At 58.7% G+C, this 14,889-nt stretch carries 15 protein-coding genes; 2 read left to right on the top strand and 13 right to left on the bottom strand.

Going from position 1 to position 14,889, the window contains the following annotated elements; all coding sequences use genetic code 11:
* Nucleotides 1-12: 12 nt before the first annotated feature.
* A complete protein-coding gene (trxA, locus tag PIB16_RS10775) occupies nt 13-333 on the top strand; it encodes a thioredoxin (RefSeq protein ID WP_003505361.1) in 321 nt (106 codons plus the stop codon).
* Nucleotides 334-380: 47 nt separating this feature from the next.
* On the opposite strand, the gene PIB16_RS10770 is transcribed toward trxA, so the two are convergent.
* The 8 genes from PIB16_RS10770 to PIB16_RS10735 all read right to left on the bottom strand — a co-directional run bounded on the left by PIB16_RS10770 (nt 381) and on the right by PIB16_RS10735 (nt 8,639).
* A complete protein-coding gene (locus tag PIB16_RS10770; protein WP_271045605.1) occupies nt 381-1,760 on the bottom strand; it encodes a bifunctional folylpolyglutamate synthase/dihydrofolate synthase in 1,380 nt (459 codons plus the stop codon).
* Between the two features lie 86 nt (nt 1,761-1,846).
* Nucleotides 1,847-2,743 (bottom strand): acetyl-CoA carboxylase, carboxyltransferase subunit beta, encoded by an 897-nt coding sequence (gene accD / locus PIB16_RS10765; protein ID WP_271045604.1) that lies wholly within the window; start codon nt 2,741-2,743, stop codon nt 1,847-1,849.
* Between the two features lie 27 nt (nt 2,744-2,770).
* Entirely contained in the window at nt 2,771-3,610 is an 840-nt protein-coding gene (trpA, locus tag PIB16_RS10760) for a tryptophan synthase subunit alpha (RefSeq protein WP_065657024.1), read from the bottom strand.
* Nucleotides 3,611-3,614: 4 nt separating this feature from the next.
* Nucleotides 3,615-4,835 (bottom strand): tryptophan synthase subunit beta, encoded by a 1,221-nt coding sequence (gene trpB, locus PIB16_RS10755; protein ID WP_065656810.1) that lies wholly within the window; start codon nt 4,833-4,835, stop codon nt 3,615-3,617.
* A gap of 1 nt (nt 4,836) precedes the next feature.
* Nucleotides 4,837-5,499 (bottom strand): phosphoribosylanthranilate isomerase, encoded by a 663-nt coding sequence (locus PIB16_RS10750; protein ID WP_065656811.1) that lies wholly within the window; start codon nt 5,497-5,499, stop codon nt 4,837-4,839.
* A gap of 102 nt (nt 5,500-5,601) precedes the next feature.
* The gene (locus PIB16_RS10745; protein ID WP_271045603.1) at nt 5,602-6,369 is read right to left on the bottom strand and encodes a M48 family metallopeptidase; all 768 of its coding nucleotides are present in this window, start codon (nt 6,367-6,369) and stop codon (nt 5,602-5,604) included.
* 69 nt (nt 6,370-6,438) lie between these two features.
* Nucleotides 6,439-7,671: a polyhydroxyalkanoate depolymerase gene (locus tag PIB16_RS10740; RefSeq protein ID WP_271045617.1), complete on the bottom strand. Its 1,233-nt coding sequence runs from the start codon at nt 7,669-7,671 to the stop codon at nt 6,439-6,441.
* Between the two features lie 125 nt (nt 7,672-7,796).
* Nucleotides 7,797-8,639 (bottom strand): fumarylacetoacetate hydrolase family protein, encoded by an 843-nt coding sequence (locus PIB16_RS10735; protein ID WP_003521165.1) that lies wholly within the window; start codon nt 8,637-8,639, stop codon nt 7,797-7,799.
* A 128-nt stretch (nt 8,640-8,767) separates the two neighbouring features.
* On the opposite strand from PIB16_RS10735, the gene PIB16_RS10730 reads away from it, so the two are divergent.
* Nucleotides 8,768-9,370 carry a nitroreductase family protein gene (locus PIB16_RS10730; protein ID WP_137452565.1) on the top strand — a complete coding sequence of 201 codons (603 nt, stop codon included), beginning with the start codon at nt 8,768-8,770 and terminating at the stop codon, nt 9,368-9,370.
* Between the two features lie 97 nt (nt 9,371-9,467).
* Here the strand turns inward: PIB16_RS10730 and gyrB are convergent, their stop codons facing one another.
* The 5 genes from gyrB to PIB16_RS10705 all read right to left on the bottom strand — a co-directional run bounded on the left by gyrB (nt 9,468) and on the right by PIB16_RS10705 (nt 14,796).
* Nucleotides 9,468-11,903, bottom strand: coding sequence for a DNA topoisomerase (ATP-hydrolyzing) subunit B (gene gyrB / locus PIB16_RS10725; protein WP_271045602.1), 2,436 nt, complete (start codon nt 11,901-11,903; stop codon nt 9,468-9,470).
* 157 nt (nt 11,904-12,060) lie between these two features.
* On the bottom strand, nt 12,061-12,426 hold the full coding sequence (locus PIB16_RS10720; RefSeq protein WP_003521160.1) for a helix-turn-helix domain-containing protein: 366 nt from the start codon (nt 12,424-12,426) through the stop codon (nt 12,061-12,063).
* Nucleotides 12,423-12,992: a Smr/MutS family protein gene (locus PIB16_RS10715; RefSeq protein WP_271045601.1), complete on the bottom strand. Its 570-nt coding sequence runs from the start codon at nt 12,990-12,992 to the stop codon at nt 12,423-12,425. Before PIB16_RS10715 ends, PIB16_RS10720 begins: the two co-directional genes overlap by 4 nt.
* Nucleotides 12,989-14,101, bottom strand: a complete 1,113-nt coding sequence (mltA, locus tag PIB16_RS10710) for a murein transglycosylase A (protein ID WP_271045600.1) — start codon at nt 14,099-14,101, stop codon at nt 12,989-12,991. The genes PIB16_RS10715 and mltA overlap by 4 nt, the downstream gene beginning before the upstream one ends.
* The gene (locus tag PIB16_RS10705; RefSeq protein WP_174039761.1) at nt 14,098-14,796 is read right to left on the bottom strand and encodes a Tim44/TimA family putative adaptor protein; all 699 of its coding nucleotides are present in this window, start codon (nt 14,794-14,796) and stop codon (nt 14,098-14,100) included. Before PIB16_RS10705 ends, mltA begins: the two co-directional genes overlap by 4 nt.
* Nucleotides 14,797-14,889: the final 93 nt, after the last annotated feature.

Here is a 14,889-nt window from a genome sequence, read left to right as displayed (position 1 = left end):
GGAGAGCCAGATATGGCTACCGTAAAAGTCGATGCCGCCAACTTCCAGTCCGAAGTCCTCGAATCCGCCGAACCCGTCGTGGTGGATTTCTGGGCCGAATGGTGCGGCCCGTGCAAGATGATCGCGCCGAGCCTTGAGGAAATTTCGTCCGAGCTTGCCGGCAAGGTCAAGGTCGCGAAGCTCAACATCGACGAAAACCCGGAACTGGCTGCCCAGTTCGGCGTGCGCTCCATCCCGACGCTCGCCATGTTCAAGGGCGGCGAAGTGGCCGACATCAAGGTTGGCGCTGCTCCCAAGACAGCGCTTTCCGCCTGGATTTCGGGCGCCGCATAAGCAATATCAGTGGAATGAAAAAAGCCCGGCATCGCTGCCGGGCTTTTTTATTGGGGAATCGTGCCGTTGAAGGCAAGCGCGTTGCCGGCAAGATAAAGCGAGCCGCCGATCAGGATGCGCGGCGCCGGGCCTTCGGGGTCGAAGCGGCGCGACAGCTCTTCCAGAGCATGCGTGAGAGACGAGGTGGGGGCCGCCACGAGACCGGCATCGAAGGCCGCATGGGCAAGTACCACGGGATCGATCGCCGCATCGGTGCCGCCAATCGGCACGGTGAAGACATATTCCGCAATATCGGCGAAGGCCTTGAAATAGCCCACCGGATCCTTGGTATTGATCATGCCTGCAATAATGAACAGCGGGCGGGGTGTTTTTTCCTCAAAGCCGGCCATCGCTTCGGCAATGACTTCGCCCGCGCCGGGGTTATGACCGCCATCGATCCAGATTTCCGAATCCTTTGGGGCCATTTCAGCGATTTTGCCGGTCAGGATGCGCTGAAGACGGCCTGGCCATTCCACGGAGGTCATGGCTTTTTCGATCATCCGTTCCGTCACCTCGAAACCGGCGGCCTTGACGGCGCGGATCGCGGCGGCGGCATTGGCAAGCTGATGGCGGCCGGGAAGACGCGGCAGCGGCGCATCGGCCAGGCCGAACTCATCCTGATAGACCATTCGGCCGAATTCTTCATGGGCGGAAAAATCCTGCCCATAGACCGAGACCGGGCAACCAAGCCGCTCCGCCGTGGCGACGAGCGTTTCGAGCGCCGCATCATATTCCTGATGACCGATGACGACGGGGGAACCCTTTTTCATGATTCCCGCCTTTTCCGCCGCGATCAACTCAACGCGGTCACCAAGATAAGCCTCGTGATCGAGCGAAATCGGCATGATGATAGAGACAGCGGGGTTGTTGATCACATTGGTCGCATCGAAACGCCCACCAAGACCCACCTCGACGATAGCTGCGTCAGCCGGATATTCCGAAAAAAGAAGGAACATGACCGCAGTCAGAATCTCGAAGACGGTAATCTTTTGGCCTTCGTTGGCAACTTCAATACGGCGCAGAGCATCCGCGAAGACAGCATCATCGACAAAGCGCCCCCTCTCGCCGGCCACACCGATGCGATAGCGTTCATGCCAATTGACGAGATGTGGCTTGGTGTGCACGTGCACCGGAAGTCCGGCTGCTTCCAGCAAGGCCCGACAAAAGGCGCTGACCGAGCCTTTGCCGTTGGTGCCGGCAACATGGATGACGGGCGGCATTCTATTTTGAGGATTGCCGAGTTTCTCAAGGAGCCGAGAAATTCTGTCGAGCGAAAGATCGAACCCCTTGGGGTGGAGCTGCATCAGCTCTTCGATGATCTTCTCGGCCTCACCGATCGCGGGCTTCGTCATGTCTTCCGTTCGCCTTTCAGGCGTTTTGCTTGCCATTTGTCCGCCGCACCAAAGATGAAATCATGCAACGTATAGCATCATCCCGAAGGCAGTTTATGCCTCCGGGCGACATATTTTTTTCCTCAGGCCGAAGCGGCCAGCGGGACGACCGCATTTGCAGTCTCAGCAGGCGCTTTGGTCATGATCTTGAGCAGATTGGCCAGCGTGTCGGGGATTTCGCGGCGGTCGATCACCATGTCCACCATGCCGTGTTCCAGCAGATATTCCGAGGTCTGGAAGCCTTCGGGAAGCTTTTCGCGAATGGTCTGCTCGATCACGCGCTTGCCTGCGAAGCAAATCTCGGCGCCCGGCTCGGCGATATGCACATCGCCCAGCATGGCGTAAGAGGCCGTGACGCCGCCGGTCGTCGGGTTCGTCAGAACCACGATATATGGCATTCCCGCTTCTTTCAGCATGTTCACCGCAACCGTGGTACGTGGCAGCTGCATCAGCGAAAGAATGCCTTCCTGCATACGTGCGCCACCCGAGGCCGGGAACATCACGAGCGGGCAACGCTCGGAAATGGCGCGCTCGAAGGCCTTGACGATGGCCTCGCCAGCGGCAATGCCGAGCGAACCGCCCATGAACTGGAATTCATGCACGACGGCGACGATCTTCAGGCCCTTCAAGTGACCGACGCCGGCAAGGATCGTGTCTTCCTGCTCGGTCTTCGTGCGGCTGTCGCGCAGGCGGTCAGTGTATTTTTTGGAATCGCGGAACTTCAAGGGGTCCTGCGCTACCTTCGGCTGCGGCAGTGCTTCATAGACACCGCCATCGAAAAGATCGGCAAGACGTGCCTTGGCCGGCATCTTCATATGGTAGCCGGAAGCAGGGATGACCCACTTGTTGTCTTCCAGATCCTTATGGAAGACCATCTCGCCCGTTTCCGGGCACTTGATCCACAGGTTCTCCGGAACCTCCGGGCGGCGGCCAAGCATGGAATTGATCCGGGGCCGTACGTAATTGGTGATCCAGTTCAACTGACTACTCCTGACTGGGCCGCGCGCTTATTCCGCAGCGGCAAGGCGCGATGCACGCACGCCCGTTGAAAGTCCTTTTACCAGCGTCGTAACGGCCGGTACGGTATCGGCGGTCGCCTGCCCGTCCCTGGTCAGGCTGCCCGCAATCTGGTTGACGATGGCCGAACCGACCACAACGCCATCCGCAACGGCACCGATCGCTTTTGCATGATCCGCCGTTTTGACACCGAAACCGACACAGACCGGCAGTTCCGTATGCGCCTTGATACGACCGACAGCACCCGAGATCAACGAGGGATCGGGAAGTGCTGAACCGGTGATACCGTTCATCGAGACGTAATAAACGAAACCTGAGGTATTTTTAAGGACGGCAGGCAGGCGCTTGCCATCCGTCGTTGGCGTCGCCAGACGGATGAAGTTGATGCCGCGCGCAAGAGCGGGGATGCAGAGTTCATCGTCCATTTCCGGCGGCAGATCGACAACGATCAGGCCATCGATGCCGGCGGCGATTGCGTCGTCCAGAAATTTTTCGACGCCGTAGATATAGATCGGATTATAATAGCCCATCATCACGATCGGCGTCGCGTCATCTCCCTTGCGGAACTCGCGAGCGAGATCGAGCGTGGTTTTCAGCGTCTGGCCGCCTTTCAGCGCGCGCTGGCCGGCCAGCTGAATGGCCGGACCATCCGCCATCGGATCGGAAAAGGGCATGCCGAGTTCGATGACGTCGGCACCGGCTTCCGGCAGCGCTTTCATGATGCCGAGCGAGGTTTCAAAATCCGGGTCGCCGCCCATGAAATAGGTAATCAGGGCCGGGCGATTTTCAGCGCGCAGATCGGCAAAGCGCTTGTCCATACGTGCAGTCATGATCTTATACATCCATTCCAAGGAACTTGCTGACGGTGTGGACATCCTTGTCGCCGCGACCGGAGAGGTTCATCAGGATGATTTCATCCTTGCCCATCTTCGGTGCGCGCTTGATGACCTCGGCCAGGGCGTGGCTCGGCTCCAGAGCCGGAATGATGCCTTCAAGGCGGGTCAGCATCTGGAAGGCGTCCAGCGCCTCATGGTCCATGATCGGCACATATTCCACGCGGCCGATATCGTTCAGCCAGGAATGTTCAGGGCCGATGCCGGGATAATCGAGGCCGGCGGAGATGGAATGGCCTTCCTTGATCTGACCGTCCTCATCCTGCAGCAGATAGGTGCGGTTGCCATGCAGCACGCCCGGCGAACCGGCGGTGATGGAAGCGCAATGCTCATCACCCGAAAGACCCTTGCCGCCGGCTTCGACGCCGATAATGCGGACATTCTTGTCATCGAGGAAAGGATGGAAGATGCCGATGGCGTTCGAACCGCCGCCGACAGCCGCGACAACCAGATCCGGCAGGCGACCTTCCGCCTCCAGCATCTGCGCCTTGGCTTCCTCGCCGATAACGGCCTGGAAATCGCGGACCATTTCCGGATAGGGATGCGGGCCGGCCGCAGTGCCGATCAGATAATAGGTATCCTCGACATTGGTGACCCAGTCGCGCAGAGCCTCGTTCATCGCGTCCTTCAGGGTGCCATGGCCAGCCGTGACCGGCTTCACCTCGGCACCGAGGAGCTTCATGCGGAACACATTCGGGGCCTGACGGGCAACATCCGTCGCGCCCATATAAACGACGCAGGGTAGGCCGAAGCGTGCAGCGACGGTAGCGGAGGCAACGCCGTGCTGGCCGGCACCGGTTTCGGCGATGATACGGGTCTTGCCCATGCGCTTGGCAAGCAGGATCTGGCCGAGGCAATTGTTGATCTTGTGCGAGCCGGTGTGGTTCAGCTCTTCGCGCTTGAAATAGATCTTCGCGCCACCAAGTTCCGCCGTCAGGCGCTCGGCGAAATAAAGCGGGCTCGGGCGGCCGGTATAGTGTGCGCCGAGATGCTTGAGTTCCGCCTGAAACGCGGGATCGGTCTTGGCCTTGTCCCATTCCGCCTGCAAATCCAGAATGAGCGGCATCAGCGTTTCGGCAACGAAGCGACCTCCGTAAATGCCAAAACGGCCGTCCTCATCGGGACCAGCGCGAAAAGAATTGGGTGTTGGCGCGTCGTTCACTTCAAGCTCCCTTTGGGCCTTTCGACCAATCATTCACCACATCGAAAAATGCGTCGATCATGGACAGATCCTTGACGCCCGGCGCACTTTCCACACCGGACGATAAATCTAGTCCGCTTGCCCTGGTCTCCGCCAGCGCCTCGGCGACATTGTCCTTGTTCAATCCCCCGGAAAGCATGTAATCCACACTTCCGTCAAGTGATCGCAGGATGGTCCAGTCGAAGGACACGCCGTTGCCGCCCGGAAGCTCGGAACCGGCAGGCGCCTTGGCATCCAGCAGAAAACGGTCGGCTATTCCAATATAAGGGTCGATTTTGGCAAGATCAGCAGCATCGCGAATGGAAATCGCCTTCATGACAGGCAGGCCATACAGCGCCTTGATGTTCAGCAGCCGTTCCGGGCTTTCATTGCCATGCAGCTGCAGAATGTCCGGTTTGACGAGATCGACGATTTCATCGAGATAATCATTATCGGCATTGACGGTGACGGCAACCACCTTGGCGGCGCCACGAGCGCCTTCCGCCAGCCTGCCGGCAAGATCGGGCTCGATATTGCGCGGGCTTTTTTCAAAGAAAATAAAACCGACATGGGACGCACCACGCCTGACGGCGCGCTCCAGCGCTTCCGGTGTCTTCAATCCGCAAATCTTGATATCCGGTTTCATACCCGCGACCTGACATGAAATGCGACAAGAGTCGAGCCAAATCGCATCCATTCCCGATGGAATGTTTCACGTGAATCCAGATGGCGATCCGCGCCGCCGGTTTCAATCGAAATCGATGGCGTGAAGTTTGGAACCATGGCGTTTCAGCCAGCTCTTGGCTTCTTCCGTGTGCGGGCAGAGCTTTTCGCACAATGCCCAAAATTTCGGGCCGTGGTTCATTTCGCTCAGATGCGCGACCTCATGGGCGGCGAGATAGTCGATGACCTTTTCCGGGGCCATGACGATGCGCCAGGAAAAGCTCAGATTTCCATCATGGGAACAGGAGCCCCACCGGCTGCGGGTATCCTTCATGCTGATGGAGCGGACCGGCCGGCCGGCGGTGCGTGCATGAACAGCCACAAGCCGTTCCAGATCCGCCTTCGCTTCCTTCTTGAGGAATGTCGCTATCCGCCGTCTCAGATGTTCCGGCGCGCCGCTGACCTTCAGAATGGCCATCCCATCGGCGTCTTTCGTGACATGTGTCAGCCCTCGCAGGCTGCCAGTATGGTCAATGCGGTGGGCTATGCCACGAATATCGATGGTCGCACCCGACCGCAAACCGTCGTCGGGGCTGAATTTCACAAGCTTGCCTTCCAGCCAGCCCTGATGCCTCTCGAGAAAATCATCCACCTGGCGGTGATGCAGGCCCATCGGGATCGTCAGCTTCAGCGCCCGGCCGCCGGGTTCGATGCGCAGCGTAATGCGCGTGGCACGCGGATTTTCCCTGACCGTAATCGGCACCTGCCTGCCCGCCACTGCGACGGTGCGCTGGCTGGGCGCAATCTTCTTTGGGACCGGCGACTTCAGGGATTTTCTGAGGAGCGAAAACATGAACTCTTCATAACCGATTCGTCCGTCGCTTGGCCATGCAAATGCGCGGCACGGCCGGCCGTCTTGTCCTTAAGCTGTCTGATGTTTGCGGATAAAATCCAGCATGCGCGGCACGATTTCCTTGCGGAAGCGCGAACCGTTGAAGACGCCGTAGTGCCCGACATCCGGCTGCATGTAATGGGCGCGTTTGTCTTCAGGGATATTCCGGCAGAGATCATGCGCGGCCTTCGTCTGGCCGACGCCGGAAATATCGTCATTCTCACCTTCCACCGTAAACAATGCGACGTTGCGAATGGCTGCGGGATCGACCGCCCTGCCCCGGTGCAGCATGTTCCCTTTCGGAAGCGCATGGTCGATAAAGACGGTTTCCACTGTCTGCAGATAGAACTCCGCCGTCAGATCCATGACGGCTAGATATTCATCGTAAAATTCGCGGTGTTTTTCAGCGGAATCGCCGTCATTCTTGACGAGGTTGAGGTAAAAATCCTTGTGCGCCGTCATATGCTTGTCGAGGTTCATGGACATGAAACCGGAGAGTTGCAGGAAGCCCGGATAGACATTGCGGCCAAAAGCCGGCTGCGGCCACGGCACCTGCATGACGACATTGTCGCGGAACCATTCAATGGGTTTCGCCTTGGCAAGACCGTTGACAGCCGTTGGATTGATGCGCGTATCGATCGGACCGCCCATCAGCGTCATGGATGCCGGCGCGAATTTATCCCCATCAGCCTCCATCAGGGAAACGGCGGCCAGTACCGGCACGGATGGCTGACAGACGGCTACCACATGCGCCCCCGGTCCGATCGCGCGAAGCATCTCGATGACATAGCTGATGTAATCATCGAGATCGAAGGTGCCCTCACTCACCGGCACGGTGCGGGCGTCGGTCCAATCGGTGATGTAGATATCCGCCGAAGGCAGCAGGGCCTCCACCGTTCCCCGCAACAGGGTGGCGTAGTGGCCGGACATCGGCGCCACCAGCAGCACCTTCGGATCGGACTTACGGGCTGGATCGAGTTCCTTCTTGAAACGAAGCAGATTGCAGAACGGACGCGACCAGACGGTCTCTTCGACAACATTGACGGTGTGGCCATCGACAATCGTACTGCAAAGAGCGAATTCCGGTTTAGCGTAACGGCGCGTCATGCGCTCAAAGACCTCAAAACCGGCATCGAGGCTTCTTCCGAAAGCCGTGCTGGAAAGCGGGTTGAGCGGATTGTTGCAAGCCTGACGCATCATGTCGGCGCCGGCGCGCAGCGGCGCCATGGCCGCATGGTTCATTTCGTAGAGGTGGTAGAACACTGATGACGCCTCCCTCGCGATCACGCTCTTTTTTTCAACCATAGCAGCTTTTCGCAGGTGCACAAAATCGAAGGCGCCGGCGGTTTCCCGCCGGCGCCTCACTTTTCGTTGATGCCTGCCGGCGATCAGATGTCGGCGACGAAAGTCTGCTTCTGGGAACCGAGACCCTCGATGCCGAGTTCCACGACGTCACCAGCCTTCAGGTAACGCGGCGGCTTCAGGCCCATGCCAACGCCAGGAGGGGTGCCGGTGGAAATGACATCGCCGGGATGCAGCGACATGAACTGGCTGAGGTAGGAGACAACGTGGGCGACGCCATACACCATGGTTTTGCTGGAGCCATCCTGCATGGTCTGGCCGTTCACTTTCAGCCACATGCCGAGGTTCTGCGGATCGGCGATTTCGTCCTTCGTCACCAGCCATGGGCCGATGGGGCCGAAAGTGTCGCAGGACTTGCCCTTGGTCCACTGACCGGCGCGCTCCGTCTGGAAGGCGCGCTCGGAAACATCGTGCGAAACGCAATAACCGGCGACGTAATCGAGAGCATCGGCTTCCGAGACGTATTTGGCGGTCTTGCCGATGACGACGCCGAGCTCGACTTCCCAGTCGGTCTTTTCAGAACCGCGCGGAATGGTGACGTTGTCATTCGGACCGACGATGGCCGAGGTCGCCTTCATGAAAATGACCGGTTCTGGCGGTACGGTGGCACCCGTTTCGGCGGCGTGGTCGGAAAAGTTGAGGCCGATGCAGATGAATTTTCCGGTTCCGGCAACGCAGGCGCCGATGCGCTCTTCGTTCAGCACCGGAAGTGTGCCGAGGTCGATCGCGGCGATCTTCTTGAGGCCCTCGGGAGAAATGGCTTCGCCGCCAATGTCTTTGACATGGGCGGACAGATCGCGGACTTTTCCTTCCGCATCAAGGATTGCAGGTTTTTCCTGGCCGGGCTGGCCGACACGCATCAATTTCATGGAACTCTCTCCCGGTTGTCTGACAAGGTGATGCATATATGAACGATGCATTCATACTTGTCACCCCTTGACTGCGCCAAGTTTCGAAAAATACCTTTTCCTTCCCGTCAATCAAAAGGACATGGCCCGTGACGAACAGCAATTCCCGGCAATCAGAATATCCCGTCGATCCCCTCTTCCTCGATCGCTGGTCTCCGCGCGCCTTCGATGGCCATGCCATGCCGTCCCAGCATCTGATGACCATTCTGGATGCGGCACACTGGGCGCCGTCTGCTTCCAACTATCAGCCATGGCGGTTTGTCTATGCGCACAAGGATAGCGAAGACTGGCCGCTCTTCGTGGAACTGCTGATGGAGGGAAACCAGCGCTGGGCAAAAAACGCCTCCGTGCTGCTGTTTGTCATTTCCCGCGACTATAACATCTCGCGCGACGGTGAAAAAAAACCATCCGCGACCCATTCCTTCGATGCCGGCGCTGCCTGGTTTTCGCTTGCCATGCAGGCTCACCTGCTCGGTTACCACGCCCATGGCATGGCTGGCATATTGAAGGACAAGATCGTTGAAAAACTGAACATCCCGGAAGGCTACAAGGTGGAGGCCGGGGTCGCCATCGGCACGCTGACCGACAAGTCCGTTCTCCCTGATGATCTGGCGGAACGGGAAGTGCCGAGCAAGCGTCTGCCGCTTTCGGATGTGGCCTTCGAAGGGCGCTTCACCGGCAAGGGTGATTGATGTTCTCCGAATGACAAAAGGCCCGACGGAAATTGACCGCCGGGCCTTTTATTAAATTTTCGTTTCACGTGAATCGTTACGCGAAAACCCCACAGGATTAAATGTCGAGGTTGGCGACGCTCAGCGCATTTTCCTGAATGAAGTCGCGGCGCGGTTCCACCTCGTCGCCCATCAGGCGGGCGAACAGGCCGTCGGCGTCCGTTGCGTCACTCACCCTTACCTGCAGCAGGGAGCGAACATTGGCGTCGAGCGTGGTTTCCCACAGCTGCTCGGCATTCATTTCGCCGAGGCCCTTATAGCGCTGCATGGAAAGACCCTTGCGGCCGGCGGCGAAAATCGCATCCAGAAGCGCGCGTGGACCGGCCAGTTCCATGGTGCCGTCCTTGCGTTGCAGAACCGGCGGCGTAGCGTAGATATCGCGCGTGCGGGCTGCGAGCTGATCGATATGGCGGGCATCGGCCGAACCGAGCAGTCCCATATCCAGCGTCGAGACTTCCTTGACGCCGCGCACCATGCGCTCGAAGCGCAAGCCGCCATCCTGCAGCACCGTGCCGGACCAGCCACGTTCGGTTTCTTCCGCGATCATATCCAGACGCCGCGCCACTTCGGCAACGGTTTCCTCGGCGCGGGCAGCATCAGCCGAAAGTTCGGGGTTCAGCGCGCCGGCAATAGCGGCCTGTTCCACGATAGAGCGGCTGTAACGCGAATGCAGCCCGTCGATCAGCGAGCGCATGCGCACCGCATCCAGAATGACTTCGCGAAGATCGGCGCCGATACGCACTTCGCCAGAACCGAGCGTCAGCGACGCTTCCTCGATACCCATGGAGATCAGGTATTCTTCCAGCGCCTTTTCATCCTTGAGGTACTGCACGGATTTGCCACGCGTGACCTTATAAAGCGGCGGCTGGGCGATATAGAGATGGCCACGCTCGATCAGCTCCGGCATTTGGCGGAAGAAGAAGGTCAGAAGCAGGGTACGGATATGGGCGCCGTCGACGTCAGCATCCGTCATGATGATGATCTTGTGGTAACGCAGCTTGTCGGCGTTGAACTCGTCCTTGCCGATGGAGGTACCGAGCGCCGTAATCAGCGTGCCGATTTCCTGGCTGGACAACATCTTGTCGAAACGGGCGCGCTCGACGTTCAGGATTTTGCCACGCAGCGGCAGGATCGCCTGGGTTTCGCGCGAGCGGCCCTGCTTGGCCGAACCGCCAGCGGAGTCACCCTCAACGAGGAAGAGTTCGGATTTCGCCGGATCGCGCTCCGAGCAGTCGGCGAGCTTGCCGGGCAGAGAGGCGATATCGAGCGCACCCTTGCGGCGTGTCAGTTCGCGCGCCTTGCGGGCGGCTTCACGCGCGACCGCCGCTTCCACCACCTTGCCCACGAGGATTCTTGCGTCGGAAGGGTGTTCTTCCATCCAGGTGGAGAGCGCTTCGTTGACAAGGCTTTCCACGACCGGACGCACCTCGGACGACACGAGCTTGTCTTTCGTCTGCGAGGAAAACTTGGGATCGGGAACCTTGACGGAAAGAATGGCCGTCAGACCTTCACGGCAGTCCTCACCCTGCAGGCTCACCTTTTCCTTTTTCAGGATGCCCGAGGTTTCGGCATAGGAGGTCACCTGACGGGTCAGAGCCGCGCGGAAACCGGCCATATGGGTGCCGCCGTCGCGCTGGGGAATGTTATTCGTGAAGCAGAGCACGTTTTCGTGGTAGCTATCGTTCCACCACAGCGCGACCTCAACCGTAATGCCGTCCTTTTCGCCCTTGATGGCGACTGGCTTGTCCACTAGCGGCTTCTTCGCACGGTCGAGATAACGAACGAAGGCTTCGAGACCGCCATCATACAGCAGCTCTTCCTGCTTGATGTCCGAATGGCGCTTGTCGGTGAGCAGGATGCGCACGCCGGAATTCAGGAATGCGAGTTCGCGCAGGCGGTGCTCGAGCGTTCCGTAATCGTAGTCCGTCATGGTGAAGGTTTCAGGGCTGGCAAGGAAGGTCACTTCCGTGCCGGAGCGGCCTTCATATTCGCCAATAACGGAAAGCGGCGCATCGGCGACACCATGGGTGAAGCCGATTTCGTGCAGCTTGCCGTTGCGGCGGATTCTGAGCTTCAGCCAGACGGAAAGCGCATTGACCACGGAAACGCCGACGCCATGCAGGCCGCCTGACACCTTGTAAGAGTTCTGGTCGAATTTGCCGCCCGCATGCAGCTGGGTCATGATGACTTCGGCGGCGGAAACGCCTTCGGAAGAATGGATGTCGGTCGGAATGCCGCGTCCGTTATCCGTCACCGTCACGGAGCCATCGGCGTTCAGCGTCACCGTCACCAGATCGGCATGACCGGCAAGCGCTTCATCGATGGCGTTGTCAACGACTTCGTAGACCATGTGATGTAAGCCGGAACCGTCATCGGTGTCGCCGATATACATGCCGGGCCGTTTGCGCACGGCATCAAGGCCCTTGAGGACCTTGATCGAATCGGCTCCATATTCCGCGTTCGCGCCGACTTCGCTTGACGATGTTTCGGTCATAAATACTCTTTCCAAAGTTTTCTCGGGCCAGGTTTCCAGTGAGAGGGCCTGAAGCCAGCGAATCACTCAAATCCGACATGCGACTATAGAAATTCTACACCCAATCCCAAAGGCCGCATGCTTCAGGATGCTGCATAAAGCAGGGGATAGAGGGGTTTCAATCGCAAGAACGGCTTTTTTGCAGCACGGCTGACAGTTCCTCTACCACACTCGGCGGCAGCTTGCGAATATCCCGTGCCAACCGGTTGGCGAAAGCCGTATATTGCGGCGGCAGGCCGATGGTGTCGATCACCACTTTCGGGTCGGACGAACCGGCCAGAAAGAACAATTCCTCCGCCTCATCCCAGATGATGTTGAAATATCCGGCGATGCGCTGGAGGAGATCGAAACTCGGCTTGCCGCGCTTGCCATGCTCCAGCGCGGAAAGATAGGCCGGCGATACGCCGATTGCGGCGGCCATTTCCTTCTGCGTCACGCCCTTGCGCTCGCGAAGTTGCCGCACGGCCTCCGCAAAGGGCGTCATGATTTTTCACCCCGCCGACGCGCCAACCGCACATAAAGCGCGCCGTCGCCGCCATGATTGGCGGATGCATCCTCATAGGATGAAATCAGGTGGCGATATTCCGGCTTGGAAAACCACATGGGCACCGCTCTTTTCAACGCGCCGTCGCTGCCGATGGAGCGGCCCTTACCTGTTATGACGAGCACATGCCTCAGACCGCGCTCATGCGCGCGCAACAGAAAATCAAGCAGCACCGCATGGGCTTCGCTCTGGAACATACCGTGCAGATCGATCCGCCCTTCCAGCGGCAGCCGGCCACGGGTGAGCTTGCGTTTGACCGGTTTTTCCATCGGCTGATGAATCTTCGGCTTCTTGTCCGGAGCCGGTGGCGACGGCTCGGCCGGCTCCAAAAGCATGCGCGGAAAAGCGACTTTGCCGGCCTGCGGAACATCGGGCTCCACCGGAGGCTCCTCTATGTCATCGAAAGCCAGCAGGTCTTCCAGTCTGCCGGAGATCGGCCGCGTGGTTTTTGCGACCTTTCCCCACAGAATGCGCTCTTCCTTGCCGAGCTTGCGACTGCTCTTCATCGCCTATACCTCTGCGCAGCCATCTGCGGTATCAGTATATAAAAATCGGCCTCATTGCGCACCGTACCGGCCAGCTCTCCCGCTTCGAAACCGGAGCCGGTGAAAATATCGCCACGCGCGGGACCAACGATGGCCGAGCCGGTATCGAGCGCCAGCATCAGACGCGCGAAAGGTTTTCCGTCATCGAGATGGGTAAGCGACGGCGCATGGATGAAGAAGGGAAGCCCGAACGTGTGGATGAGCCTGTCCACCGCAAGCGCTCGCCCCGCAATCAACGGAACTTTAGCAGCTGCAATCGGCCCCATGTCCTGATCGGCGACATCCACCTCCCTGAAAAAAATATAGGAACGGTTATGCCATAGTACCCCATCCACCTCATCCGGATGGTCAGCGAGCCATTTGCGGATCGTCTGCATCGACACGGTTTTCGGATCGAGTTCGCCGCGTTCGAGAAGCAGACGGCCAATCGGCGAAAAAGCATGCCCGGCCTTGGCCGCATAGGTGATACGCTTTACCGCGCCGTCGGGAAACACCAGACGCGCCGCACCCTGCATATGAACGAAAAACAGATCGACCTTCGATCTTGCCCAGGCAATCTCAAGGCCCCTGCCCTCCAGATACCCTTCATCGATCTCCCGACGGTCGGGAAAATAGGAAATACCGTTTTCATCCTCCCTGCCGAAAGCATAGGACGTATCGAAACCGGCAGGACGATTGGCGTCGTCGATATCCACCAGCTCCGACGGCCGGCGGTAAATCGGATAACGCCAGATGTCGTCGGGCTCAGACGACACTTCCAGTTCGGGTTCGTAAAAAGCGGTCACGAAACCGCTTTTTCCCTGAGCTGGAGAAATCCTGAAAGGCACGCAATTGGTTTCGAAAAACCGTCGCGCCTGCTCCGGGTCGCTTGTCTGGTTTTTCTCTGCGCTTTCCAGAAGCGAGACCAGTTCCGCCGCCGTGACCCCGAGCGCGCCGGTCCTGTAGGGTTTCGCATTCCGAAGATGCGACAGGATTGTCGCCATCGCCGGAAAAAGCTTGCCCGGATCGTCTTGCCGCCATCCGGGCAGGTCGCTGAAAGAAACTTCTTCGATCGAAAAGGGCGCGGTCATTGCTCGGATTCGGTAGCGATCAGCTTCCAGTTCGGATCGCGCGAGCGGATATCGCGCGAGAAGGTCCAGATGTCATCCACCTCCGCAACCGCATCCGGATCGCCATCCACCAGCTTGCCATCCCTGTCATAGGTCGCCGAAATCAGCTGGCTGACGATCCTCAGCGTGATCTGCACTTCGGAATCACGCACACTGGCCTGGGTGATATCTGCCTTCTCGATACCCACGAAGGTGGACTTCACCACCTCGCCCCGACCTTCCCTCTCGGAAATGGCAGCCTCGAAACCGTCGAAAACCTCCTTCGACAGAAGGTTCTTGAGCGTCTTGCGGTCGCCATCGGCAAAGCCCATGACAATCATTTCATAGGCCATGCGGGCGCCGTTCAGGAACTCCTTCGGCCCAAAGGACGGGTCCCTGGTCATCACCTCACGCAGCGACGCATTGAGTGGCGTATCGACGGGGGCAAGTGCATCCGCCTCGGCAAAACGGTTTTCTTCGTCACCCTCGCTGCGCCTTGGCAGGGTCACGACCTTGTTATCGTCTGCAACGGGACCCTTCGCCACATCTCGCGGGCTATAGGGGTCGAATGGCGGCTTCTCATTGCCCGTGCGGCGACCGAGGACACTGCGCAGCTGAAAGAAGATCAGCACCGCTGCAACGAGAAAAAACAATGTGATAAAGTCGCTGAAGCCCATCTTTTACCAAAACCGCCATTTAAATTCGAAAACCTCACCATCATATAGTCTGCATCTTATCATCATTCAAATGTGCAGATTCAATCATCGGTG

This window comes from Agrobacterium sp. ST15.13.015 (assembly GCF_027871645.1).
Taxonomy (GTDB): Bacteria; Pseudomonadota; Alphaproteobacteria; order Rhizobiales; family Rhizobiaceae; genus Agrobacterium; species Agrobacterium leguminum.
Note: the sequence above shows the minus strand (reverse complement) of the source record. Positions and strands in the feature narration are given on the sequence as shown.

What these genes read in the sequence shown, in the direction of transcription:
- PIB16_RS10735 (WP_003521165.1), bottom strand. Translation starts at nt 8,639, where the DNA reads ATGAAATTGATGCGTGTCGGCCAGCCCGGCCAGGAAAAACCTGCAATC.
- trpA (WP_065657024.1), bottom strand. Translation starts at nt 3,610, where the DNA reads ATGACTGCACGTATGGACAAGCGCTTTGCCGATCTGCGCGCTGAAAAT.
- PIB16_RS10715 (WP_271045601.1), bottom strand. Translation starts at nt 12,992, where the DNA reads ATGAAGAGCAGTCGCAAGCTCGGCAAGGAAGAGCGCATTCTGTGGGGA.
- gyrB (WP_271045602.1), bottom strand. Translation starts at nt 11,903, where the DNA reads ATGACCGAAACATCGTCAAGCGAAGTCGGCGCGAACGCGGAATATGGA.
- PIB16_RS10770 (WP_271045605.1), bottom strand. Translation starts at nt 1,760, where the DNA reads ATGGCAAGCAAAACGCCTGAAAGGCGAACGGAAGACATGACGAAGCCC.
- trxA (WP_003505361.1), top strand. Translation starts at nt 13, where the DNA reads ATGGCTACCGTAAAAGTCGATGCCGCCAACTTCCAGTCCGAAGTCCTC.
- PIB16_RS10745 (WP_271045603.1), bottom strand. Translation starts at nt 6,369, where the DNA reads ATGTTTTCGCTCCTCAGAAAATCCCTGAAGTCGCCGGTCCCAAAGAAG.
- PIB16_RS10705 (WP_174039761.1), bottom strand. Translation starts at nt 14,796, where the DNA reads ATGGGCTTCAGCGACTTTATCACATTGTTTTTTCTCGTTGCAGCGGTG.
- PIB16_RS10750 (WP_065656811.1), bottom strand. Translation starts at nt 5,499, where the DNA reads ATGAAACCGGATATCAAGATTTGCGGATTGAAGACACCGGAAGCGCTG.
- PIB16_RS10720 (WP_003521160.1), bottom strand. Translation starts at nt 12,426, where the DNA reads ATGACGCCCTTTGCGGAGGCCGTGCGGCAACTTCGCGAGCGCAAGGGC.
- mltA (WP_271045600.1), bottom strand. Translation starts at nt 14,101, where the DNA reads ATGACCGCGCCCTTTTCGATCGAAGAAGTTTCTTTCAGCGACCTGCCC.